Below are 25898 nucleotides of genomic sequence, written 5' to 3' on the forward strand. Positions count from 1 at the left end.
TGGACGACCAAAGGACGACTAAGAGACGAACTAACGACGACTAACAACCATTTCAAAAACACGCGAAATTTGACCCTGAATGATTATCATAAGTTACACATCAGCTGGCTTCGCGTGCCAGAATGTCGTATCTGAGGAGCATATATCGCTTCAAGGCGTGCTCACTTTTTTGTGCCGGATCAGACAGCTATCGCTTAAAAACCTGTAAGTGGACAAGTGATAATAACCCGTTTGCAGAATACCGGCAAGCCTGATTACATCAGGCGAGGGACCGAAGCAAAAGCAAAAACTTTAAACTTTTAAACCATCAAACACTTAGACAACCAGCCCACAACTTTTACGCTTGATCCCATGTTTCCTAATCTTGATATTAGCTAATTGAAATGATCGAAATGTCTGCAATCCTTTAATATATTCTTTAAATCGTTGACGCTTCTCCAATGTAAAAAAATAGCAGCATTAAACATTCCTGCTTTCTTCCCATTAAAACTTAGACTTAAGTCAAAAGGGAATATTCTCTCTGCATCAAGTTTTTGAAATAATATATCGAAATCCTTTAGTTCATGCATAAATAGTTAGAGAATTGTAATTTTCGGCGAGCGAGATTTTTCGAAAGGGTTAATTGCATTCAAAACTTGGATTAATTTTAGAAGACTTGTGCGGCGAAAATGTATTAGTTAATTCCGAAACAATATTCTTCATTAATACGGTTCTATACCATTGCTTCATTTGACCTCTATTAAGGTTGCCGAGACGGCTTTTTGTTTTTTAAGCGATTGGTCTGTTACAACGAACCAAATACACAACTTGGAAGAATTTCAATTTCTCTACGAAGTTTTCTTTGTCATTGATTAGGCAAAGTATGAAAGTGCACACTGTTATTACCATTGCTGAATTATAATACACACCTGTTCATCCCTTAAGGCGAATTCTTTAGCACCCCATGGGCGAAGCGTAACCTCTTTGAGATTTGGATGAAGAAATTCCGGGTGAGATTTGGAAACCTTTTCATAAATTTCTTCAATATTTTTAGTGACAAACCTGAACTCGGGATTATGTTCTTTAGCAAGCTTTGCATGTTCAAAAAGATAAATGCTTAATCGGTCTTTATTCAATACGCAAAAAGGTTGGTCAGATTTTATTTCGTTATGTCCAATAACAAACCCTAAACAGTCGGCGAACATTTTCAAACCGTTGGTAATATTCACATAATATACGTTCGGAACAAGTTGCTCAAAATTCATTGTTCTTTCTTTACTAGGAGTGTTTAATTTAGTTACAGCTGACTATAAATATACTCAATGTTAGTTGTTTCCACATCTGAGAGCAATTCTGTCCAATCAATTGAACCTCAGTATGATTTTAGAAATGTGGAATTTATGCCGTTGTTTCAATAAGCGACACTGCCTCCGGCGCTAACAAAATAGCGCTGGCGCGTTTTTGATCAAAACGAATTTCCAGCCTCAGCCCTTAATGGTGAATACTATGTGGGTTAGATCATTAATGTGCCCTCAGGAACTCGACAAAAAATTACAATACCGGCAAACAACTAAGTGCACTGCCTTTATTTCCAGTCAATACAATAAAAGACCTGCTGCTTGATATCGACTACATTTTGAAATCGAACAATCCGGAGGTCTACGGGATCGATTTTACATTGGATTGCTCGGCAACAGTATGCTTTTGTTTGAGCTATGATAGGAGTTGAAACAGCCCAGCGCTATCTACTGCCTCGCAAATTCAATTTTATCTTTCTTTTCTATTTTATTTCTGGCTGCTGGCTTCAATCTTGATAGGTTATGGCTATGAAAAGCATCCTGGTATTACTTTACATCGCCCTTGGGCTGACAGCTTCTGTTGAGGCGCAGCAGGCGGCCAGCCGGTTAGATATAAAACTTAACAAAAACATCCTGCAACCCGGCGATTCATTATTTATACAAGCGGATTATAAAGACAGTGGCGGACAACTAAGTAATCAATCCCTTGCGACACTGGAGATTGTGATTGAAAACGAAGCAGGTCAGCGCACCCGCCTCCGCTGGCCGGTGATAGATGGGCAGGCCACCGGCACAATCTTCCTGCCTGATTCGTTACGCCCTGGGAAATACACATTGGTGGCAGGTTTGCAGCAACGCTTTTTTGAAGTAATCGGCCAGGTAAAAAACGCCAAGAACATCGGTAGTATACAAGCGATGCTCCTTACTAAAACGGGCGATTGGGACGAGCAGAAAATAATTGTTGCGCAGAATGGCACTTTTGCCATCCGTAACTGGCTGTTTGAGGATAATGCATTGTTGGCATTTCATGAAACAAAAGACAACAGGCAGTCGCTGAATATCAGCATCAGCAGTCAGCTTGATTCCAGCTATCAGCCACTTGCGGTGGCTGGCCGCACATTTTACATAGGTAACCCTCCGGCAGCGGTGCGGTCAACATTGGACAAGCCTGTTGAATCGCCTGAATCGCTTTTCACAGACCGTGGAACTTTACTGCCAGCAGTCATCGTAAAGAGTATTGCCAGAACCCCGTCGCAGCAGTTCGATGAACAATATGTCAGCGGATTGTTCCGGTCGGGAAATGAGCGGTTGATCAGTGTTATGGATGATCCCAGCGCGGTTGGTTCTACAAATATTTTTAACTACCTGCAGGGCAGGGTTGCCGGTCTTCAAATTGCACCAACAGGCGTTGCCAGTTGGCGGGGCGGCCCGGTAACGTTTTTCCTGGATGAAACAAGGGTATCCGCCCAACAGATTGCTAACATACCGATAACAGACATTGCAATTGTGAAAGCATATCCCCCACCTTTCTTCGGCGCTCCCGGTGGGAGTGGCGGTGTTGCCATTTATACCCGCCGGGGTGGTGAAGCCAGTTACCTACCTTCCAACAGACAGGTGTTCAAAATAAGGGGCTACACGCCATCTGCCACGGCGTTGGACATGAATAAGCTACGAATGTAATGGCAGGATCATTTCAATCTTGACCAGAAACTGGACAGTTCTGTGAAAAATAGCCAGCCAGACGATTGAATTCTAATCGAAAGAGTTTGATTATTCAGATTTTCATAATTTGGAAAACAATAAGAATAAGATCGATTTTTTCCGGCCGTCTAAATTTCCCCAAACCTTTATTTAATAAAAATGCTCTTGATTCCCGGATCATACCCTTCCAGGTAGAAAAGTGATATCATTATTTCGGGAAGTGATCTGGGAGACGGATTGTACGCCAGGTGATTAAGTTATAACTCAGTTAAGATGCAATTACAAGTTATGTTAGTGAAAAGGGAAAAATCAGGTCTTCCTTAAAACTGAAGGCTCATGTATGAAATTTTATCGTCTGGTTATATCTTGAAACCTGGCATCGCGCTAAATAGTAGGTCAGATATTTCATCCTTTCGGGAGCGAACGGTTGGACAGGGTTTCAGAAATTTTTTCACTTGCCCATCTTTGAAGAGTAAACATGTCGCCAGGTTTGAAGGCTGATAGCCGTTTCTTCATTGACATCATCGAACACTATCCAGCAATCTGCCTGGTCTGAAAGCGATCTCAGATTTGCAATATCTGTCTCGGTAATAAATCCCTGGCCATAGGCGCAAGGACCGTGCAATAATGCATGCCAAAGTGCAAATTCTAAATTAGCCATCCAGCCCGCACTATAACAACGCTCTGAGATCTTGGACATGAGGTTTGCAAGGGCGAATTGATCAGTTGTCAGGTTTGATAGCATAAGCATCTGGTGATCGGGTAAATATACTGAACCGTTGGAAGTTTATAATATTTCAAATCTTCCAGTCGGATAACAATTGACGCGGGAACAAATGATCATCATTTAAAAGGTCGCCTGGCGACCTTTTGGTTTTAACAGTGTAGCAAAATAAAATTTGCGCAGCTGATCGGCTTCACATACATTTGCAACCGAACGGCTTCATAATACAATCCATGAGACGCGATATCTTTCAAGCAATTGCAGACCCTACCCGACGAGCGATCCTTGTCCTGGTCGCCGTGCAGGCAATGACTCCTAATGCCATTGCGGAGCATTTTGACATCAGACGGCAATCCATATCCAAACACCTGCGGATCCTGTCCGAATGCGACCTATTGGTTCCACGACAGGAAGGCAGGGAGATCTTCTATGAACTGAAAATCGATAAAATGAAAGAGATCGATGCCTGGCTTGATCAGTTCCGTAAGATCATGGAAGATAGTTTCAAACAACTCGATGACGTATTGTTCACCTTAAAAAACAAGAACAAATGAACTTACTGTTTGACTTTACGGTTGACAAGGCCGCGAAAACAATATTCATAACTAGAGAATTTGATGCTGACCTCTCGCTGGTATGGGATGCATTTACTAAACCGGAAATACTTGATCAATGGGTGGCACCTAAACCCTGGATGTCAAAAACAAAATATATGGATTTCAAGGTAGGTGGACGAAGATTCTATGCGATGGTTAGCCCCGAGGGACAGGAGCGTTGGGCAATTCAGAAATACACCTCTATCAGCCCCAAAACCAATTTCAAAATGTTGAATGCTTTTGCGGACAAAGATGAAAACCCTGAATTACCGGGTTCTGACTGGGATTACACTTTTAGTGAAGAGAATGGAAAGACGACCGTGCGTATTACTATTTATAACGAATCACTTGCCCGGATGGAGAAAATGATTGAGATGGGTTTCACCGAAGGATTCAAAATGTCAATGAAAAATTTGGAAAATGTGTTGTCGGATTTATCGCAAAAATGATTTTCGTTTTCAAAATGGTCCTCAAAACAAGTAAGAATGAAACCCATTTAACAACCTAAAAAATAAACATTATGGCACTAATCAACCCTCACATTAATTTCAATGGAAATGCCGAAGAAGCATTTGCCTTTTACAAATCAGTTTTTGGCGGAGAGTTTGAAAAGATTGTCCGTTTCAAAGACCTGGCAAGCCCGGAATTCCCGGTAGCAGAAAATGAAGAAAATAAAATCATGCATATCGCATTACCGATTGGTAAGGGTAGCAGGTTGATGGCAAATGATGTTCCTGAAATTTTTGGGAAAACAAATGAAAATGAGAACAGAAGTAAAATTGTAATAAGCGCAGAAACTAAAGAAGAAGCAGACAGATTATTTAATGGGCTTTCGGTAGGAGGACAAATTGAAGGGCCTATTGGCGATAGCCCCTGGGGTTCATACTTCGGTTGTTTTAGAGATAAATACGGTATTGAATGGATCGTTGAATTTGAGCCCGGCAATAACCAATAATCGCAGCCTGAGAAAATCTGAAAAACTTTGAAATAAGGAGCAGTCCAATTTAAGGTAGGACAACTATCGGATTTGCTTTAAGGAATTTTATTTGAATGGTTTTTGCTGCATTTATCATAGTTTTCAAGAATCAGCGCGGCAACCAATTGCGGATCCTGAAAATGAACTCCATGACTGTATTTAGTTAATAAGACCACCCTGCTATTATCATTTTCTCTGATCAAATCCGAAAAATTCTTTATTCTTATTTCATCATACTCTCTCCACCACTGTTTGATGTTGATGCCAAGTTTGAATGTTTTATTCATTTCCTCTTCATAAGGTTCGATTGGTTTGTTGTAAGAAATAATTACAGTTGCCGGTATATTGATCAAAAGCGGCAGATCCCGATACTCCTGGAAAAAGGAGGGTGTACTTGCTTTTAAAGCTCTTTTAGCGTCATTCTTTACGCCTTCCGGGACGTTTGCCTCCCGGGACATTGTTTGGAGATTTAAGGTCCAGATCTGTTGATAGCTTGTCAGACTTTCGGAACGTCTTTTTGCCGCTGCATCATCTTGCGAACTCAACATAAAATCCGTTGGGTCAATAAAAACAAGTCCGCAAACTTCTTTGGGGAATCTCGCGGTAAACAATCTGATATATGCTCCCCCCACTGAATGCCCGACTAATAGGTATGGTGGTTGAATGTCCAAAGCATGTAAAAGCTCATGCAATCTTTCCGTAACCTGGGCATCCGTTGTGATATTCGTATCTGCTTCCGATTGCCCAAGACCATTTCTGTCATATTGAATTCCGGAAATTGTCTTCGGCAAGAAACGAAATAGTTGTTCAAAACTTCCACCGCCTATCCCATGTTCAAAAACGAGGATTGGATCGTTCTCTTTTCTACCTTCAGGATTGAAGAGTTTATAGGAGATTTTTTTTCCATCGACACTGGCTGATCTAAAGTCGCCTTGCTGAGCAAAAATTATTTGACTAAGACAAAGGGACAATAAAATCCCGGTGACTTTCGGTTTTAAAAACATTGTCATATGGATAAGTTTTTAGTTGTCATTATTCTTTGCTGACGATGTGAAGGCCGGTCTCAGCGATTGTCTTCAAAGTTTAAAACTATTTTTATGCGGATCACCGGAGAGTGACGGACTTGCAGAAAAATGGGATGAAAGTCTTCATAATAAAGTGGAGCCGGACACACTTCCGGGCTTTAAGTTGTCTGGTTTTGAGATCTGCCCTATACCACGCATCATCTTCAGATCCCGCCATGCATATTTTTCAGCCATCTTACCTGCTCCGTCGTATCCGGAACTTTTAAACCGCGAATGCGGGAGATAAATTCGATCACGTCTTCCGTTCTCTTTCCTTCTTTTTGCAGAAGTACACCCGCTATGATCGATGAACGACCGATACCCATCCTGCAGTGGATTACAATATTTTTCCCTTTATGCAGAAGATCCGATAGCGAAGAAACAAGTGAAGAAACGCTGTGTAAAGAATCGGGAACTGATCTGTCCCGTATCGGGAAATTAATAAAGTCAATGCCGGCAGTTTTGCAAAGTGATTCCTCGCGGGCCAGACCAAGTTCTACAATTTCGTGATACTCCAAAAGTGAAATGACCACATCCACGTTCTGTTTTTTGAGATCAATGATTTCATCGGTAAGCCACTCATTTCCTCTGGGGCGAGCCATAATTCCCAGTCTGGCCGAGCTGTTAAACCTGTAGAGCCAATAAACGCGATTAGGCATAAGAATGATATTTAGTTGTGTTGAATAATAAAGACCTCGATTCCTGTAAGCCGATCTCAAATGATCCGTCTCCCGTTTCACTTGAGCATTCCAATCCATCACTTCAGCATTGCAACGATAAACTCCGGCGATGAAAACTTTACTTTCACGCACTAAATTTTGTACTAACATGAAAACAAGTTTAAGATCAGCCGGGAAGATATTGCTGTTCATTGTGCTGCTTTCCTGCAGCAAGAAAGATAAAGGATCAGGGGGTGGTGAAGAACCACAGAAAGGTTATGCCAGTGGTAAGATCACCAATGCTGATGGCAGCCCCTGGCCCGGCGTCAAAGTGATTGTTGAAAATACGCTGTTCTATAACACGTATGTTGCGGCTGTTTCTGATGAAAAAGGAGCATACAAAGTTAAGCTTCCTTCTTCAGGCACTTATCATGCAACCGCAGACATTGAGAAAACCTACAATGGCAAAAAATATACGCTTCGGTTGCACCCGGACAATGATGATCCTTTTGGAACGAATGGCGCAGTGCGCAACTTTACCTTCAAGCTCACAGGAGCATATCCCGATGGCCTTGGGTATTACGGGGGTACTGTCATTGTCGATAAAGATGTAATGAGCGAACTGTATGACTCAGAAAATGTCGAGCTCACTTTGACACCTGTTGGCAAACTGATCGACGGGTCACAGGGACAAACACTGAAGCTGAGACCCGGTCAGCCGCGTACGGATAATTACGGCAAGCTGGTGGATGTACCCATAGGACGTTACAATGTCTCCGCCGTTCATATTTCCGGTAGTACAAGAAGGCCGTTGAAACTACAGAACCGCGTTTCCGATGGCCCGTTTGAATCAGTTCTTCAGATAGATTTCGAACCATCGATTATCTGGGGGAATAATATAGCGGCCCTTGGTTATAAAGAATAATGATTGACTGCAAGACGGCCCTGGTGCTAACAGTATTTTTTTGCACTGTAATATTACTGATAAAATGCGCAAAGCCTTCAGAAGCTTTGCGCATTTTAATATGCTGGAGGATTTTTGTCCGCCATTCCCGGTATTTTTTTTGGCTAGCTGAACAGTTTCAATCCGAAATTCATCAGCCATCAACATACCGTCACTCTCCTAAATGGTCCTGCTCCTTCATCAAAACGAGCGAAAATTGTCCCAGTGCGCTATCCCTTGTTTCATGGTTGATGAATTTGCCGTTGAGTTTGCTTACAGGAAAATAATCGAATTCTTTTGACACAGGAATATCCCGCACCTCGCTGATACTATCAGCTTCTATTTCCGAGGCATACAGTAGATAGGAGTCATAAGGAACAGTAGCGAGCTGTTCCAGGCTATCGATCGTCATTACCGGGGAATCGAGGTAAAATGTCAGTGCATAAGAATAGTCTTTGCGAAGCTGCACCACAGGCATTTTCGGGAAATGAGCATTGCTGTAGAAAGCGGCTTCACTTCCCGCCTGATAGTGCATGATCGATGGATAGGCGACACTGTTCAGGTAAATGTTCACCATAACGGCGGCGATCGCCGTGCGATAGAATAGCATCGGCTTGCCCGAGAACGGCCCAATCTTCGGTAATAAGATCAGTAAGCAAAGCAAAAGGAACAGCACGATCCAGATCGGCCAGGAGAGGGTAGTGGGACGGAAAAAGTAATGTAACAGAAGTGGAGCGGCTACCAGCAGAACGATCACTGCGGTCTGTGTGATCCGGACAAAATTCCATTCGCGTGGCATCCGAAGCTGCTGCAGATAACCGGAGAGAAAGATCGCGAGTAGTGGAAAAATGATATTGCTGTAATGTGGTAACTGGAATTTAGACAATGAAAAAATCAGCAGGGTGAGAAATGCTCCGGAGAACGTGATCCATTCCACATAAAGCCGTGGCCTTTTCCAGTTTTTGATCCAAACCTTTGCGATGGCGATATATAACAGCAAAGACCATGGCAGGAAAGCCCATATCAGTGTGTGCAGGAAAAACGAAGGGTCGCCTTTCCCTTTGATCGGGCCGGTGTTAAAAAATCGGCCAAACTGGCTATCCCAGAAGAAGAACTGAAGTCCGGACACTCCTGTTCTTCCAAATACTACTTTCTCCGGGTGCAAATCAAACTGGTACCAAAGACAATACAATTCGGGAGTGATAAATAATAAGATCAGTATTCCGGCGACCAGCCATCGCGGGTGAAACAATTGTTTCCAGCTTTTTTTCAGGATCAGTTCTCCTGCAATTGCGCCCGCGATCGGGATCAAAGCGAATGGGCCTTTTGTCATCACTGAACAGCCCGCCAGCAATGCGCCCAATACAAGTTGCAGGTGATTCTTTTCCGTATAAGCCCTGTAAAAATGGTAGATGCTGCCAATGATCAGGCCGGTGAGATAAGGTTCCGCGCGAACATCGGTATTGGACAGAATGATATGCTGAGCCGTCAGCAAAATGATCGCAGCCCAATAAGCAGTTTTCTCGTCATATAGTTTTTTCGCGAGGAGAAAAGTATAGAAGACGCCGATCAGTAAAAACATGATCGCCGGTAATTTATATGCCCAGGTAGTAAATCCGAAGATCTCAAAAGAAAGAGCTGTTACCCAAAACGGAAAATGTGGTTTATCCAGCCAGTCGGTGCCGTGAGAGTAAAGTTCTATATAATTTCCCTTTTCCACCATCGTTCGGGAAATACTCGCATAGAGTGGCCCGTCAGCACCGAGAAGCGTAACGAATAGTCCGCTGAAGTTGACTGCGATCGCCAGTATTAACAGAAAGATCAGCCAGGGGCGCTGGCTCGCCGGAAAGATAGGCATAAGCTGGTTTTAGGTGAATGTCTAAAAGTACCCGGCAGATATAAAGAAATTGTAACCTTAATGCTATTGAAGCGTTAAGAGGTCACTGGTGCTGGATGCAGATCGTTACCCGGATTTTAAGCGTCTTCAAACACCGCTTCGCCCGGGCCAGGCCCTCTGACTGACGGTACGGTATTGCGGGTAACAATTATGCTGGCAGAAAGAAGAGTTGATTGACCGGTATCCGTTCGTATCAAAAACCAGACCCACCGGTTTACACAAACACTCATTCTTTACAAAGAAACGCCGCCCTGCTGGTTGCCACAGATGTTGCCGACCTGTCCATGTTCGGAAAACTACGATCCCTGCTGACGGAAATCCCTCATTCCTAGAACTTTCTGCCGGTTTCTCTTTCTGATATATAGTTCGCTGATATATATTTAAGCATCCAATCCTGAAAAGCCATGCAAGCCCGATTTAAAGACAGCGGCTTAACCGCCGTACATGAAACCTTCAACGGACGACCGACTCCTGGTCTCTTTCGCATTTGTTCTTCCTCCAACCGACTTTATTCTTCCCTGTTTATATTATGAGAGCTTTATCACATATAGGCAGGATACGGAGCAGGTTGCTCTTGCTTTGCCTTTTTACCCTGGTATGTCTCGCCGGTTTATTGAAAGCGATCAGCTATAACAGCCAAAAAGAAGAAGAAGGCGGGATTGCGTTAATGCAGGCAAATAAAGTGATGCGGAACCTTGAAGGACTTCGCGCAGCGGTATCCGAAACCGAATCGCTTGTTCAGTCTTTTCTTCTTACCGGGGATCAGCAATGGAAAAAAGAATTGCCTGCTTCCCGCCTCGTAATGTTGCAACTGCTGAAAGAAACTGCCTCACTGGAAGCAGATCAAATGCAACAGCAAAAATTCGCATTGATTAAAAAGTCTATTGAGCAAAAAATCGCCTTCCAGGAAAATATGCTCAGAATGGACAATATCTCACCCGCATATCTCGAAGCGATCGGCTATCATCAGATAAATGGCCGCCTGGATGAAAAGATCCGCCTACCGATACTTCTTGCAACAGAACGGCAGGCTTTACTGATGCAACGGAAGGCCGCCGAAAATGATTCAGCCTCTATGCATGCAAGGTTTATTACCATATTCACCGCTGTATTTATTTACCTGCTGATCCTTTGTGCTCTCTGGCACCTGCGCAACCTGGTAAGAACCGGTCCGGCTGCGAGAATGGATAATACGGATACGGAAGACGATGAAATATTTTCTCGTGAGCAGGGGGCATTCATTGGTGTATTTTCTATTGCAGGAAGTGGTCAGATCATTCGCCGGCAGGAAGGCACCGCTATCGTACGGGTGCTTTGGGCAAAGGAAGAAGTAGAACAGAACTTTAATTATATCGCTGCGAAAATAGACGAACAGCAAAAAAGCCTGAAAAAAGGATCGTCAGACGAAGAGACTGAGTTGATGGAAGAAGATCTCCTGCCGGAATGGATGGCTGCGGGTCTGCCGGAACAACTTACACTAAACGTTGACCGCGGTCATGATCATTTTATGGGGCAGGCCGTAAACGCTAATTATTACCAACCCGGTCCGGTGTACAATCGCCAACCCGGTAATTATATGCCCGGGGGAATGTCTTCTTACCGGATCCTGCCTGTTCCTCCAACCCCCAATCAACCGGAAATCACAAGAACTCCCGGTCAGGAATCGCCAGGCTTCGAACTTTCAACGCTCATACAGGATATACTGAACCCCTATTACGTAGAAGCTGAGGAAAAAAACATCCGCCTGCTATACACGCTCGACCCGTCTATTCCTAATTTCTTATCTGGTGACGCGAGAAAACTCTCTGGTATTCTCCGGAATGTGATCGACAATGCTATGCGTTTCACTTATAAAGGGTATATCCAGTTGACCGTTACAGGCATGAACATCCAGGTGGATAAAGCTGAAATAGCTTTCTCCATCGCAGATACCGGCAAAGGCCTCGATGCTGAACAAATGAACGATCTCCTTAACGGCCCCGGCACAACTGTTCCCGGCCTTTATCAAGCGAAAAAACTCGCAGAATCACAACAATCCCAACTGATGATACACAGCACGGAAGAAGATGGTACGGTGTGCTGCTTCGTCGGAAGTTACAGGTATTGAAAGTAGGAGTGCGGACGGTTGAAGATGCACAATAGCTCTTCCGGTACATACTCAATCAGGGTGTAAATAATGAGAAGTTTCTGTTCGGAATCGTTTGTAGTCCGTTGTCTCCCCCTTCCCTCCTAAAAACCCCCGAAACTATTTCACTAAGTCCTGTAATTGAGATATTTTTATATCAATCCATTGAAAAGCCATGCAAGCTATCACCATTCAGCACCCCGGCACAGCAGGATTGCATTCCTGTTTTACCAATAAACGGGGGCTTATACCCTTCCACGACTAAGAATGAGTTTTGTTTCCAATCATGACAAGGCAGTGAAAACCATTCGTATATACAAATACAGGGTTCAGCGTGGGGTATTGTTAGTGTTCATCTTTGCAGCACTGACCGTAGCTCTGTTTGTAAAAATGATCAGTGACAATATGGCGGAAAGCCATAATACCGAATCATTGGTAAATCATACATACGAGATCATCAAATACATAGAAAATCTGAAATCGACCGTTGCGGAAAGCGAGTCCATGACACACGGATATGTTGCAACCGGAGATTCACAATGGCGAAAAGCACTGACGGCCAGTCACGCAAAAACCATTCAGCTCCTGCAGGAAGCCCGGGAACGGGTGCGCGACAATACGCAGGAAAAACGGCTGAGTCAACTTCAGTTGGAACTGCAGCAAAAAATGGAATTCCAGCAATTCCTGGTTCAGCATGACTCTATCACCGCTTCCGTAAAAGAAAAGATCGGGTACTATGGAGATGAACGCCATCTCTCAACTACCATCAACTCCCTCTTCGATCAGTTCATGGCCAGGCAGCATCAATTACTTCATCAGCGTTCGGACGCCAGCGCGGAAGCCAAGAACCGTGCCCTGGCAACAACCATTATCGGTACCGCACTCACTTTTATCTTTATACTCGGCACATTATGGAAACTGAATAAGGACATACTAGCGAGAAAAGTTGCAGAGGAAGACATTCGCGTAAGCGAACAAAAGCACCGCCGCCTTATTGAAGACGCAGGTGTAACCCTGTTCACTTCTGATCTGAAAGGAGTGTTCTCCTATGTGAGCGCCCGCTGTTTCGAACTTACCGGGTATGCCGTTGACGAACTTGCCGGCGTTAGCTTCGCCAACCTTGTGGCGGCTGACTGGGTAGAACGTGTTAGCGATCAATACCGGCTACAGGTAGCTGAACGCCGGACAGAAAGCGATCTCGAATTTCCGATCATCACCAAAACCGGGAGAAGAAAATGGGTGGAGCAACATGCCGTATTGCTCTACAATGAAGCAGGTCAGCCGTATGGCTTCCAGTGCGTGGTGAAAGATATCAACTCCAAAAAGGAAGCAGAGGAAAAGTGGCGGAAGTCAGAAGAATTGGCAAGAACAGTCCTCGACAATACTCGCGAAGGCTTCTTCATGGTGAACCGGAGCTATGAACTCATGATCCTGAACAAAAAGGCAAAGAACGATATGGAAGCTTTGTCTGGCAGGAAAGTCGAGCCAGGAATGAACCTGCTCGATTTTACGCTCAAAGAAGAACAGGAGATCGCTAAAGCAAATCTCCGCCGCGTTTGGAATGGCGAAGTGGTCGACTATGAGTCGTCTTATATAGTGGCTGGAACCAGAACCTGGGTCCGGATCAGTCACTCCCCTGTTCGCGACAATAACGGAGATATTTTCGGTGCTGCCATCGTCACCCACGACATAACAAGGGCCAAACTCAGCGAAAGAGACGCCGTTCAGGCAGATCAAAAGGTAAGAGCGATGCTTGCAAGTACACACGAAGGCTTTTATATGATCGGGCCCGATTACATGATGATCATGTTCAATGAAGCAGCGAGATCTGTATTGAGAGTATTCTCCGGCAAAGACGCCAGCCTCGGTGATAACATCCTCGAATATGTTCTTCCCGAAAGAAAAGAAGCGTTTAAAGATCTGTTCAATCGGGTAATGACCGGAGAGTCCGTTGAAGTGCAGGCAAACATCATCACAGCAGAAGGGGAAAAATGGTTTCACAATAATTACTTCCCCGTGAAGGATGAAAACCAGGAAGTGATTGCCGTGTGTGTGTCATCAACCGATATTACAGAGAAGAAGCTGGCTGAAAATGCCCTTGAAAAGATCAGGACCGAGAATGAAGAATACCAGTTCCGGCTGCAGTCCATTCTTGACAATACGCCTTTGATCGTTTTTATAAAAGACCTGCAGGGACGTTATCTGCTGACAAACCATTCCTTCCGTGAGATGTTCAACCGTACGGATGAAGAGGTGATCGGTCAGACAGATTTTGATATAGACACACGCGAACAGGCAGAGCATTACCTGGAACTGGATCGGCAAGTGATCGAAACGCAGCAATCGATCGAGCGGGAAGAAACCATCTATGACAGTGAAAGGGGCGTCCGTAACCTGCTCCTGATGAAATTTCCCCTTTTTGATAAGGAGGATAAATTATATGGAGTTGGAGGGATCGCTACGGATTTCACGGAGCGTGTGCTCAACCAGCAAAAGCTCATCGAAGCAAAAAAGAAAGCGGAAACCGCTGAGCAATTGCAGGAGCAGTTCCTTGCTAATATGAGCCACGAGATCAGGACGCCGATGAACGGAATCATAGGGATGACCAATATCCTGATGGGCACCGAACTCGCTGCCGAACAGAAAGAATTTGTACAGATCATTAAACAGTCTTCCGATAACCTCCTTTTCCTGATCAACGATATACTTGATCTGTCGAAGATCAAATCAGGTAAACTGTCGCTGGAAAAAATGCCGTTCAGGATCTCGGAAACACTCGACGCTACACTGGCACCATTCCAGCTCCGCGCAAAGGAAAAAGGCATCCGGCTGATCCTGTCGCTTGACCCGGCCGTGCCGGCCACTTTGTTAGGTGATCCATACAGGCTCACGCAGATCCTGAATAATCTTTTCAGCAATGCGCTGAAATTTACACACAGAGGATATATTCAACTTACGGTTTTCCCGTTATCTGTTACAGACAAAGACTCTGAACTTTCGTTTTCCGTTGCTGATACCGGTGATGGCATTCCGGATGATAAACTGGAAAGCATTTTTCAGGCATTCGAACAGGCCAGCGCATCCACTACCCGTAAGTTTGGTGGTACAGGACTTGGTCTTGCCATTACAAAAAAGCTCGTAGAGATGCAGGGCGGAAATATCATGGTCAGCAGTGCGGAGAATGAAGGAACAGTATTCCGTTTTACTGTAAAGTATGAAATTGGAGAGACAGATGAGCCTGTCCAGAAGATCGGCTCCGAAGCGGGAGCAGATAACCAGAAGCTTGCCGGCAAACGTATACTGGTCGTAGAGGACAATGAGATCAACCAAAAGGTAATGCAGCATATCCTTCAAAAAGAGAAGATCGTACCGGTACTGGCGGGTAATGGTGCCCTTGCAGTGGAAATGCTGGAGAATGGCGAATCCTTCGACCTGATCATTATGGACCTTTCCATGCCGGAGATGGACGGATTTCAGACATCGAGTTATATCAGGCAGAAATTAAAACTGGATACGCCGATCATTGCGATGACGGCTAGTGCATTAAGAAATGAGAAAATTAAATGCTTCGAGGTCGGAATGAATGAGTATCTGACAAAACCTTTTGCACCATCAGAATTGTTCTTTCATTTACACCGCTTCCTGAATCCGGCACACGAAAATGCGCCGGCACAGGTGACCAACACGATCACAGATAATAAAAACGATTCCTATAATCTTTCATTTCTGAATGAAATGGATGATAGCGATTACTTCTGCGAAGTGCTCAGGATCTTCCTTGAAACCACACCAGTAATGCTGGATGAGATCAAAGAAGGTCTTTTATACGAGAACCTTGATATGGTAAGTAAAATATCCCATAAGCTGAAGAGCAGTCTTGGTATCTTGCAGATGAATTCGATGCTGGCAATGGCAGCCGATATTGAACAACACGCGAAGGCGCAAGCCGATACCAACAAGATCTCGGACATATTGAAAAAACTGACTGAGCAGTTTCAACTCGTTAAGCCGATGATCGAGGCTGAATTGAAAACAGAAGAATTGCGCGTAAGCGGCATGTTATGATCGTTTCGTATCCTAAAATAAACCGATTTAAAATTCGACCTGAAAACAATAACTTATGAAGATACTGGTAGCAGAAGACGAACCGATCATGCTGAAAACGATCGAACTTCGCCTTAAGAAAGACGGTCACGAAGTGATCGTGACAGACAATGGGCTGGATGCCATGAAGCAGATCGACGCAGAATTACCCGACCTGATCATTACAGATATAATGATGCCTTATTCTTCGGGACTGGAGATCATCGGAAAGGTCCGCGCACTCGAAGGAAGAAAGATCCCGATTATCGTGCTCAGCGCGATGGGACAGGAGAACGTGGTGCTCGAAGCCTTCAATCTCGGAGCGGATGACTACATCACGAAACCTTTCAGTCCAAATGAACTTTCGATACGTGTAAAAAAACTTACTCACTCTGCATGATGATTATGCAGTGGGAACGCAGGTAAGTTTATTCAGAACCAGCAGTTGACCGGCCTATGTCTCCTCTTAATTATTTTCTCTATACCGTTGGCCCCTTCCAGTTCGTGGAACTGATGTATCTATTCATCAGCATCATCGTATTGGTGGTGGGTTTTATTGCTTTCTATCTTTTTTACCGCGCCCGCCGCACGGCGCGTAAAATGCAGCTTCGCCTGCTTTACAGTGAACACATCAGTATGCTGGCTATCTGTGAGGGAGAACAGGAACTTCAGGAAACGATATATGATATCCACGCTCAGTTGAAACAACAGGGATTGACTGAGGACGAACAGGGCCGGGGCGTGCTGATCAAAGAACTGGTAACTGCTGCCAAAAGCATGAGTGGTGCAGCAAAAGAAAATATAAGCGCGTTCTATCGAGCCGCAGGCCTGGATCAGATCACACTTTCTCAATTGAAGTCAGGCGCATGGCACGTGAAATCCCGCTCTATTCAAACGCTTTCACATCTCGGACAAAAGCAACATATTGCTAAGATCTACCGGCACACTAACAATAGAAATGAACTGATCAGAAGTGAAGCACGCGTGGCAGTGGTAAAGCTGACCGGTTTTCAGGGACTACGCTTCCTGGATGTGATCACCTATCCGTTGACAGAGTGGGAGCAGCTTTGTCTGGTACATGAGCTCTCAGAAAACCATTTACCTGATTTTAAACATATTCCCGATTGGCTTCATTCCGATAATGACAGTGTGGTAGAATTCGCTTTGCGCCTGGTAGAAAGCTATCGTATTCTTGAACTGCATGGGGATGTTGCTTTCTGCCTTGCGCACGGACAATCCTCGATCCGCAAGAAAGCGGTGCAGGCCGTCAGGTCGATAAATCAACCCCAGACAGCACCATTGCTGGCAACACAGCTTTTAAGAGAAGAGGAAGATGTGCAGCTGGTTGTACTTGAAGCAATGGGCGAAGTAGGCTCAGAAAATGACCTGGCCGTGCTGTGGCCGTTTCTGGCGCATCCAAGAACGGTATTCAAGATCGCTGCTGCAAGGGCGATCAGGAATTCACACCCTTACGGAATGGCTATGTTAAGACAACGCGTAGATATGGAAGTGCACCCCTGGTACATTTTAATTCCACAACTTGAAGAGGAGGTAAACGCATGAGCTGGCAACAAGTTGTAGTTGATTTTTTTACTTACGGAATACTGATCTATTCTGTGGTCTTACTGGGATTCTATCTCTTTATTGCCGTCTATTCTATTGGCGAAACAAGACATTATATCCGTAAAAGCAGTTTTACAGATTATTCCATACTGGCCGTTTCAGAAAAAACACCCTCGATCAGCATACTTGCGCCGGCGTATAACGAAGGGGCAACGATCATTGAAAATGTGCGCTCTTTACTGAGCATTCATTACAATCACATGGAGTTGATCGTGATAAACGATGGCAGCAAGGACGACTCATTGCAGAAGCTGATCGATGCCTATGAACTCGTTGAGGTTCCCAGGCTGGTGATCAATCACATTCTGACAAAACCAGTTAGGGGGATCTATAAAAGTACAAATCCTGTTTACCGCAAGCTGGTAGTAGTGGATAAAGAAAATGGCGGCAAGGCCGATGCCTTGAATGTAGGCGTTAATGTGGCATCTAATGATTATATCGTTTGTATCGATGTGGATTGCATACTTGAGCAGGATGCCATGCTTAAGCTGGTAAAGCCTTTCCTCGAAGAAAAAAATAAACGTGTTATTGCGACGGGGGGAGTCGTGAGAATTGCAAATTCATGTGAGATCAGGGATGGCAAAGTGGTTAAAGTAAATCTTCCGGAGAAATTCCTTCCGCGTGTACAAACGCTGGAATACATCCGGGCGTTTTTACTGGGCAGGATGGCATGGAGCCGGTTGAACGGATTGCTCCTTATCTCTGGAGCCTTCGGCGCATTTGACCGGGAGATCGTGATCAAAGCCGGCGGGTACAATCATAACACGGTGGGAGAAGACATGGAGCTGGTGGTCAGGATGAGGCGTTATATGGAAGAGCAAAAAATACCCTACAAAGTGGCCTATATCCCGGATCCGCTATGCTGGACAGAGGCCCCATCCACTTACAAGATACTTGGCCGTCAGCGGAACCGCTGGACCCGCGGTACGATCGAAACCCTCAAGCTGCATAAGGTGATGTTCTTTAACCCCAGATACGGGCGACTCGGTATGATCAGCTACCCGTATTGGTTCTTCTTTGAATTTCTTGCGCCACTGATCGAGTTTGGCGGTTTTGTTGCACTGTTGATCTTTGCCGCATTTGGTCTGCTGGACTGGCCGTTCTTTTTTGCCTTACTTGGGTTCATTCTGTGTTTCGGATTTGTGTATTCTACTTTCGCGATCCTGATGGAGGTGCTGACCTATAATCAATACAAGAGGCATAAAGACATATTTAGACTGATCCTGACCGCTTTTCTGGAACCATTCCTGTTTCACCCATTCGTTGTGTGGTCGGCAGTAAAAGGGAATATAGATCTGTTACGGAACAAGAAGTCCTGGGGAGAAATGACCAGGCAGGGATTTGCGGGGGCGAAAAAACCGGCAGCCAAATAAAACAGGCATATGAATGAAGTGAGATCCAATTTGATAGTACGCATACAAAAAGCGCTGGCAGTATTCGTGTCTTTATTCACGGGCTGGGCCTTGCTGCTGCTCCTGATGCGTATCGCCGAATGGCTGTTGAACGGGTTCATCCATGAATTTCCCGCAGGCGCCGCGTTTATAGGATGGGCATTACTGACAGACCTTTTCTTCCTGGGCAGTACAGGCTTACTGATGCTCGTCTTATTTCTGCTGATCAGCCTCGCATCCATACAGGCGGCACGGATCGTTTTCTTTATCATAGCCCTGCTTCTTACATTTGGCTACTTCGCTTTGTTGCAGTATTTCAGCAGTACAACAGTGTTGCTGGGTGCAGACCTTTATGGGTACTCATTGCAGGATATCCAACAAACGATAGGCGCATCAGGAGGACTTAACTGGAAAACGATCACGTTGATATTACTGCTGATCGCCGGTGTAGTGGTGGTATTCTATTTTACCGGTAAAAAGATCAGGCCCGGTTATAAGATTGCCGTTATCGCGGCAGTGCTTATCGCACTGACGGGAATTGTTTCCCTCGCGATCAATCCGCTGAAACCTTCTTTCAAAAAAGAGTACGATAATGATCTTGCGGAGAATAAACTTGATTTTTTCCTGAGATCTTCGTGGACGCATTTCTTTCCGGACCCTTTCGAAACTGATATTTACAGCGATGCCTATACAGGAGATTATGGTGACGCAGGTAGCGGGACCTCCGTTTCGTTCAACTACCCCGATGAAGCAAACTATCCATTCCTCCGGCTGGACAGTAGCGCAGATGTATTGTCTCCGTTCTTGAAACCAGCCACAGCAACTCCCGATATCGTAATGATCATCATTGAAGGAATGGGCCGGGCGTTCAGCAATGAAGGCGCTTATCTCGGCAGCTTTACACCGTTCCTTGATTCTTTGTCGCAACAATCGCTATACTGGGAGAACTTCCTGAGCGGTGGCGGCCGCACATTTGCAGTGCTGCCCACGGTGCTCGGTTCATTGCCTTTTGAGAAAAATGGCTTCAATGAGAACCGGGAGAACATGCCGCCACATCTTTCCCTGGCCAGCATTTTGAAAAGGAACGGCTATCAGACCTCGTTCTTTTATGCCGGCGATGCTTCTTTTGATAACATGGACATCTTTATGCAGAAGCAATCGATCGATCTGATCAAAGACAGAAAGACATTCCCCGCTGGCTATCCCCAGATGCCGGCCAACAATGGTTTCTCCTGGGGTTACGGAGATAAAGAGTTGTATCGTTATTCCCTGGAACAAACCGTAAATAACACCAGGCCATCACTACAGGTCATACTAACTGTTGCAACGCACAGTCCGTTCCTGATCAATGATCAGCCGTATTACGAACAACTGGCCAGGCAAAGGATGGCAACTCTCCAGTTAAGCAGTGCTCAGCAGGAAGAACATAACAAATACATCAAACAGTATTCAACTGTCATGTATGCTGATGATGCCCTGAGGAGCTTTATAAAAGATTACAGTAAGAAGCCAAATTACAATAACACGATCTTTATCATCACCGGAGATCACCGCATGCCGGAGATCCCGATGGTATCGAAGATCGATCGATATCACGTGCCTTTGCTGATCTATTCGCCGCTGTTACAACGGCCGGCCAGGTTCCAATCGGTCTCCTCCCATTTTGATATTACACCGAGTGTCATTGGTTATCTTAAAAGGAACTATGGTCTGAATGCGCCGTCATTATCCGCCTGGGTGGGCAGCGGGTTGGATACGGCCCGGAGCTTCCGGAATATCCACGCAACACCGCTGATGCAGACAAAAACAGACCTGATAGATTTCGTGATGGGCAACTATCATTTGAACGGGACTGATCTGTTCCGGTTGAACTCTTCGCTTGGCGAAGAAAAGATCGTGGATGAAGCGGTAAAAGAAGGCCTGCTTTCTGCGTTTAACCGGTTCAGGCAAAAGAATGATCAGTTGCAGCAACAGGGAAAGCTTATACCGGATTCGTTAATGAAAAACTATCATCCGTAATTCCCGTGAACTGTTCCGGAGTTACGGCCTGACCATTTAATGTTGAAACAAACAAAGTCTTATGAGGCTTAAGAGAATATTTATCGTAATGATGTGTCTGCCCGTTATCGCTGCAGCACAGAGTGAACCTGGCGCAGATGAGTTACTGGTCCAGGCCAGAAAGACTGCTTTTGACCAAAAGAACTATCCCGCAGCGATCAGGCTTTGTCAGCAGGCATTGAAAGGAAGTCCTGATTACACAGATATCCGTGTATTTCTTGGCAGACTTTATTTCTGGAATGACCAGACGGATAGTGCGCGTTCAACACTTGATCAGGCGGTAAAAGGCAATCCGCAGCATGAGGATGCTGCAGTGGCAGCGGCAAGCGTTGCTTTCTTCACAGATAAGTATGATGACTGCATTTCTTATTGCGATGGCGGATTGGTGCATCATCCCCGATCGCGTGATCTTTTAATGCAAAAAGCAAAATGCCTGACCGCGATGCGCAGATACAGGGATGCCGTTATACTTACAGACACATTGCTAAGCCTGAACAAAAGCGATGCTGACGCAAGGGATCTTGCCTTCAAGATCAAAGATTTCCGCTCGGCAAATAAGATCGGTGTATCGTACGACTACACACATTTCTCAAAGCAGTTTGATGATCCCTGGCACCTGGTCAGCGTCGATTATACCCGGCAAACAAGTGCCGGTTCATTCACGGGCCGGATCAACCATACCAACCGTTTTGGTGAGGGCGGATGGCAGTTTGAAGTGGATGGCTATCCGTCCATCGCAAGAAACCTGTATGCGTATGTGAACTTTGGTTATTCTCCGGACATGCCGTTGTTCCCGAAATATCGCGGAGGGTTTTCCTTGTATGCAAGTCTTCCCCGTTCTTTTGAAGCGGACGCGGGTTTCCGTTATCTTAACTTTGATAGCGACACCTGGATCTATACAGGTTCTATCGGCAAATATTATAAGAGCTGGTGGTTCAATCTGCGGGCATACATTACTCCATCCAATCATCGGATCTCACAATCGTATTCTCTCACCACAAGATATTATCTGGGCGGGGCTGATCATTTTATTTCTGCATCTGTTGCGTCTGGTATCTCGCCCGACGACAGAACCCAGTCAAACCTGCTCAACAGTAGTTATAAGCTGACTACACGCCGGGCAAGTGCAGGCTATCGTTTCAGCCATAAGAAACTCAATATTTTCACCTTCGATATCGGTTATGCCAATGTGGAGTATCTTCCCAAAACCAGGGATAATCAGATCACAGGCAGTGTCGGCTATCAAAGAAGATTTTAAAAATCCTATTGTGAAAAGACGAATCATATTAATGCTGGTGTTGCTGATCGTGCTTTTGCCGCTCTGGATGTGGCTGGCCTGGCTGTTCACACCAAAAAAGAAAATGGTCCTGGCGATTGTAGATAAGACGGAGATAACTACCAGTGGCCAGGAACACGTTTCTTTAAACTGGGTATTAAACCATGAGCGGTTCACGAAAACTTCCCGTGAGCCTTATCAGGTGTCGCGTGATTACTTCGGCTTCTTCCCTTTGCAGAATGAAGCATTCCGCTTGAAAGGTCTTGAACGTTTTTCTCCGCAGCAGCTGGAACAGTTAAGCAACGATTGCAGCGCCGCTTATTTTACAGATACCTATGGTGTGTTCAGCAATGAATGGTATGCACAGAAAAACGTAACTGAGCGATCAGGAATTGTTTATGGAGGAATGAGTCAGCAGGATATTCAAATGCTGGCGAAGATGAAAGAGAAGAAGAAGCTGATCATCACTGAATTTAACAGCATTGGTTCACCTACATCACCAGAGATCAGGCAACAGTTTGAGAATATGTTCGGGATGAAATGGAGTGGCTGGATCGGTCGTTATTTTGAAACCTTTGATACAGCACTCAACCGCGAGTTGCCCCGGTGGCTGATCAATAATTATCTTGCGCAAAACGGCCATCGATGGCCATTTACCAAGCCAGGAGTCGCGTTCGTCAGCGATAAAGATGAAGTGGTGATCCTGGAAGAAGATACCCATCTACAGAACCCGTTGCCACATATTATCACTACCAAAGCGGCACAAAATGAATATGGTCTTCCGGAAAAGATCAAATACAGCTTTTGGTTTGATGTTATATCTCCAGATACAACGATCAATGAAACGGTAGCGCGCTTCTACCTTGATCCCAATAAGGCCGGCTCAGCGCTCTTAAATAAACACAGCATTCCGGCTATCTTCCCGGCAGTGCTGCAGCACAAAAAAACAAACGACTATCAGTTCTATTATTTCTGTGCTGATTTCTGCGATAATCCTGTGTCTATGCTGGCATCATACTTTAAGGGCATTTCCTTCTTTAAATTCCTGTTCTTCGATGAGTCAGATCCGATGGAAAGAAAAAGCTTCTTCTGGAAATATTACCGGCCATTGCTTACGCAGATCTTGTCCGATCACTATCAGAGACTTCAACAGTAAAACGATCCTGATCAGTCTACTTCGTCGCTCATCAATAATTATTGATCAACAGGAAGATCCGTATCATTCGTCGAGCTATCTGCAGGATACCAGATGTCGAGATCCAATGGCCGGTAATGGAGCTGATCAGTGACACTGGTGCCGTGCTTGTAGATCCTCGTGGTATCGCTTGTGTGGATCGTTTTGAATCCGGGTATAAAGGCTTCAGGGTTCCCTGATTTCTTTCCGGTGCAGCCTAGCAGAAACATCAGGGCAATTGCACCCGGGATTTTTTGCATGGTTGGTTTTGATTTGCCGACAAAATACAGAAGCGCGCTTCATGCGCCTGTTAATGCAATTGTAAAGATGGGAAGTTCCGGGTCTTGAAAGCTGGCGGTTGATAGGTCGTTAAGCCAGCTCCGGGATGGCGGGATGGTTTCAAACCGGCTGTTACTGGCAGTAACCTTTGAGTTTTTTGCTTAGTTGGTTTTTATTGACTCCAGAATATAGATAATGCGGTTAGTTCCCTCTGATTTTCGAATCAATAAACAGCTTATTCGTGTTCATTTAAAACAGACCGAAGAGTTTGCTTTCTTCAATTCCCACATACACGCCATCTGCTCTTATTTCAACAGGCCAGTTCTTGAGGTAATAACCTTCACCTGTAACATTTCGCCCGTTCTTCAGATCAAACTTATAGCGGTGCAGCGGGCAAACAACATTACCTGATGCATCAATGAATCCATCACTCATCCAGCCCCCGGCATGCGGGCATTTACGTGCAAAAGCGAATACCTGTTCATTGTGTTGGGCAATGCACATAGCTTTACCACCAGCTTCGGTTTCCGTGATATTATTGGATCCGAAGTTGATCTCGTTGATATGATCAGCGATCTTATGCCAGCGGTATTTTTTTTCCGACATACCTGGTTGGAATTTGGTGCGCTTTTATTATTGTTCGATGACAGAGGGCTGTTGAACTTCGGGGCCGATCATTCAGCGGGTGATTCTGAATTCCTGCTGACCGTCTGATAGCAAGATCGGCCATCTGCCATCAGCCGCTAATACAGGAACTCACTCTTATAAGGATAACGCACCTTATACATATCACGTACCTTACCCAGTATGGCTTCTCTCAGTTTATCAAGATTCCGTTTTTCGATAGCTGATACAAAGATCGCATTGCCGCCTGTTTCATTATTCCATCTGTCGCGCAGATCTTCCAGGATCTCTTTCTTTGTGCTTTCTTCCAGCCATTCATCAAATGTTTTCTCCTCATAGAGATCCATTTTATTGAAGATGGTAATGGTTGGTTTTTCCGCTGCACCGATCTCCTGCAATGTTTTGTTCACAACTCCGAGCTGGTCTTCGTACGCAGGGTGTGAGGTGTCTACAACGTGCAGCAGGATATCCGCTTCTCTCACTTCATCCAGGGTGCTTTTGAAGCTTTCCACAAGATGGTGAGGAAGTTTACGGATGAATCCAACCGTGTCACTGAGCAGGAATGGCGTGGTCTCGAATACAACTTTACGTGTAGTGGTATCGAGCGTTGCAAAGAGTTTGTTTTCTGCAAACACATCACTTTTACTGAGTAGCGTCATCAAAGTTGATTTGCCGACATTGGTATAACCAACAAGTGCCACCCGGATGAATTCGCCCCTGTCTTTTCTTTGCGTAAAAGCCTGCTTATCGATCTCGGCCAGTCTTTTGCGGAGCAGGGATATCTTGTCGCGAACGATACGACGGTCCGTTTCGATCTCTGTTTCCCCCGGGCCTCTTGTACCGATACCGCCTCCGAGACGCTCCAGGTGTTTCCACATACCGCGAAGTCGTGGAAGGATGTACTGGTACTGCGCCAGTTCCACCTGTGCTTTCGCCTGTGCTGTTTTAGCCCTGCGGGCGAAGATGTCCAGGATCAGATCCGACCTGTCAATTGTTTTTACACCGATCGCTTTTTCGATATTGTTGATCTGGGCGCCTGACAGTTCATCATCAAAGATCACGATGCCAATGTCTTTTCCCTGGATATAGAGTCTGATCTCCTCAAGCTTTCCTTTCCCTACAAATGTCTTGCTATCCGGGTGCTGCAGCTTTTGGGTAAACCGTTTAAGGGTTGTAGCTCCGGCTGTTTCAGCCAAAAACGCCAGTTCGTCGAGGTATTCCTGCACCTGCGGTTCTGTCTGGTCTTTATGAACAAGTCCAACCAGCACAGCCTTTTCTTCGTTAAGTATATTCTTCTTTTCTAACATTCTGTGTTTATCCTGCCCGGCTCTGCGGGCTTTTTGCTTTATCCAAACGGACTAAAGCTGTAAGTTAAGAGATGATCCGCAGGATCATCCGTTCTGCAAAATTAAAAAGTCAAAAAGTAAA

At 45.1% G+C, this 25898-nt stretch carries 22 protein-coding genes; 14 read left to right on the plus strand and 8 right to left on the minus strand.

What is annotated here, in order from left to right; genetic code table 11:
* The first annotated feature begins 622 nt into the window (after positions 1-622).
* Positions 623-733: a putative polyvalent protein kinase domain-containing protein gene (locus LZZ85_RS28840; RefSeq protein WP_432422773.1), complete on the plus strand. Its 111-nt coding sequence runs from the start codon at positions 623-625 to the stop codon at positions 731-733.
* A 148-nt stretch (positions 734-881) separates the two neighbouring features.
* On the opposite strand, the gene LZZ85_RS17105 is transcribed toward LZZ85_RS28840, so the two are convergent.
* On the minus strand, positions 882-1244 hold the full coding sequence (locus LZZ85_RS17105; protein ID WP_237874556.1) for a VOC family protein: 363 nt from the start codon (positions 1242-1244) through the stop codon (positions 882-884).
* Between the two features lie 555 nt (positions 1245-1799).
* Between LZZ85_RS17105 and LZZ85_RS17110 the strand changes: the two genes are divergently transcribed.
* A complete protein-coding gene (locus LZZ85_RS17110; protein ID WP_237874557.1) occupies positions 1800-2957 on the plus strand; it encodes a hypothetical protein in 1158 nt (385 codons plus the stop codon).
* Positions 2958-3429: 472 nt separating this feature from the next.
* On the opposite strand, the gene LZZ85_RS17115 is transcribed toward LZZ85_RS17110, so the two are convergent.
* Positions 3430-3729: a hypothetical protein gene (locus LZZ85_RS17115; protein ID WP_237874558.1), complete on the minus strand. Its 300-nt coding sequence runs from the start codon at positions 3727-3729 to the stop codon at positions 3430-3432.
* Positions 3730-3935: 206 nt separating this feature from the next.
* Between LZZ85_RS17115 and LZZ85_RS17120 the strand changes: the two genes are divergently transcribed.
* From LZZ85_RS17120 to LZZ85_RS17130, 3 genes are all read left to right on the plus strand, one after another.
* Positions 3936-4256, plus strand: a complete 321-nt coding sequence (locus tag LZZ85_RS17120; protein WP_237874559.1) for an ArsR/SmtB family transcription factor — start codon at positions 3936-3938, stop codon at positions 4254-4256.
* On the plus strand, positions 4253-4747 hold the full coding sequence (locus LZZ85_RS17125; protein WP_237874560.1) for an SRPBCC family protein: 495 nt from the start codon (positions 4253-4255) through the stop codon (positions 4745-4747). Before LZZ85_RS17120 ends, LZZ85_RS17125 begins: the two co-directional genes overlap by 4 nt.
* 71 nt (positions 4748-4818) lie before the next feature.
* The gene (locus LZZ85_RS17130) at positions 4819-5253 is read left to right on the plus strand and encodes a VOC family protein (protein WP_237874561.1); all 435 of its coding nucleotides are present in this window, start codon (positions 4819-4821) and stop codon (positions 5251-5253) included.
* Between the two features lie 77 nt (positions 5254-5330).
* On the opposite strand, the gene LZZ85_RS17135 is transcribed toward LZZ85_RS17130, so the two are convergent.
* Positions 5331-6284 (minus strand): alpha/beta fold hydrolase, encoded by a 954-nt coding sequence (locus LZZ85_RS17135; protein WP_237874562.1) that lies wholly within the window; start codon positions 6282-6284, stop codon positions 5331-5333.
* Positions 6285-6502: 218 nt separating this feature from the next.
* Positions 6503-7168: a phosphatase domain-containing putative toxin gene (locus LZZ85_RS17140; protein ID WP_237874563.1), complete on the minus strand. Its 666-nt coding sequence runs from the start codon at positions 7166-7168 to the stop codon at positions 6503-6505.
* On the opposite strand from LZZ85_RS17140, the gene LZZ85_RS17145 reads away from it, so the two are divergent.
* Positions 7167-7922, plus strand: coding sequence for a carboxypeptidase-like regulatory domain-containing protein (locus LZZ85_RS17145; RefSeq protein WP_237874564.1), 756 nt, complete (start codon positions 7167-7169; stop codon positions 7920-7922). The genes LZZ85_RS17140 and LZZ85_RS17145 overlap by 2 nt on opposite strands.
* A 190-nt stretch (positions 7923-8112) precedes the next feature.
* Here the strand turns inward: LZZ85_RS17145 and LZZ85_RS17150 are convergent, their stop codons facing one another.
* Positions 8113-9798, minus strand: a complete 1686-nt coding sequence (locus LZZ85_RS17150) for an ArnT family glycosyltransferase (RefSeq protein WP_237874565.1) — start codon at positions 9796-9798, stop codon at positions 8113-8115.
* A 568-nt stretch (positions 9799-10366) separates the two neighbouring features.
* On the opposite strand from LZZ85_RS17150, the gene LZZ85_RS17155 reads away from it, so the two are divergent.
* The 8 genes from LZZ85_RS17155 to LZZ85_RS17190 all read left to right on the plus strand — a co-directional run bounded on the left by LZZ85_RS17155 (position 10367) and on the right by LZZ85_RS17190 (position 23549).
* Positions 10367-11944, plus strand: a complete 1578-nt coding sequence (locus LZZ85_RS17155; protein ID WP_237874566.1) for a sensor histidine kinase — start codon at positions 10367-10369, stop codon at positions 11942-11944.
* 285 nt (positions 11945-12229) lie between these two features.
* Positions 12230-16027 (plus strand): PAS domain S-box protein, encoded by a 3798-nt coding sequence (locus tag LZZ85_RS17160; RefSeq protein ID WP_237874567.1) that lies wholly within the window; start codon positions 12230-12232, stop codon positions 16025-16027.
* Between the two features lie 55 nt (positions 16028-16082).
* On the plus strand, positions 16083-16445 hold the full coding sequence (locus tag LZZ85_RS17165; protein ID WP_237874568.1) for a response regulator transcription factor: 363 nt from the start codon (positions 16083-16085) through the stop codon (positions 16443-16445).
* A gap of 56 nt (positions 16446-16501) precedes the next feature.
* Positions 16502-17608, plus strand: a complete 1107-nt coding sequence (locus tag LZZ85_RS17170) for a HEAT repeat domain-containing protein (protein ID WP_237874569.1) — start codon at positions 16502-16504, stop codon at positions 17606-17608.
* Positions 17605-19041, plus strand: a complete 1437-nt coding sequence (locus tag LZZ85_RS17175) for a glycosyltransferase family 2 protein (protein WP_237874570.1) — start codon at positions 17605-17607, stop codon at positions 19039-19041. Before LZZ85_RS17170 ends, LZZ85_RS17175 begins: the two co-directional genes overlap by 4 nt.
* Positions 19042-19050: 9 nt before the next feature.
* The gene (locus LZZ85_RS17180; protein ID WP_237874571.1) at positions 19051-21078 is read left to right on the plus strand and encodes an LTA synthase family protein; all 2028 of its coding nucleotides are present in this window, start codon (positions 19051-19053) and stop codon (positions 21076-21078) included.
* 61 nt (positions 21079-21139) lie between these two features.
* Positions 21140-22375 (plus strand): YaiO family outer membrane beta-barrel protein, encoded by a 1236-nt coding sequence (locus LZZ85_RS17185; protein ID WP_237874572.1) that lies wholly within the window; start codon positions 21140-21142, stop codon positions 22373-22375.
* A gap of 10 nt (positions 22376-22385) precedes the next feature.
* On the plus strand, positions 22386-23549 hold the full coding sequence (locus LZZ85_RS17190) for a hypothetical protein (protein ID WP_237874573.1): 1164 nt from the start codon (positions 22386-22388) through the stop codon (positions 23547-23549).
* A gap of 38 nt (positions 23550-23587) precedes the next feature.
* On the opposite strand, the gene LZZ85_RS17195 is transcribed toward LZZ85_RS17190, so the two are convergent.
* From LZZ85_RS17195 to hflX, 3 genes are all read right to left on the minus strand, one after another.
* Positions 23588-23827: a hypothetical protein gene (locus LZZ85_RS17195; RefSeq protein ID WP_237874574.1), complete on the minus strand. Its 240-nt coding sequence runs from the start codon at positions 23825-23827 to the stop codon at positions 23588-23590.
* 268 nt (positions 23828-24095) lie between these two features.
* Positions 24096-24452: a Rieske (2Fe-2S) protein gene (locus LZZ85_RS17200; protein ID WP_237874575.1), complete on the minus strand. Its 357-nt coding sequence runs from the start codon at positions 24450-24452 to the stop codon at positions 24096-24098.
* A gap of 137 nt (positions 24453-24589) precedes the next feature.
* Positions 24590-25777, minus strand: a complete 1188-nt coding sequence (gene hflX / locus LZZ85_RS17205; protein WP_237874576.1) for a GTPase HflX — start codon at positions 25775-25777, stop codon at positions 24590-24592.
* Positions 25778-25898 lie beyond the last annotated feature (121 nt).

The organism is Terrimonas ginsenosidimutans (assembly GCF_022012415.1).
Lineage (GTDB): Bacteria > Bacteroidota > Bacteroidia > Chitinophagales > Chitinophagaceae > Terrimonas_A > Terrimonas_A ginsenosidimutans.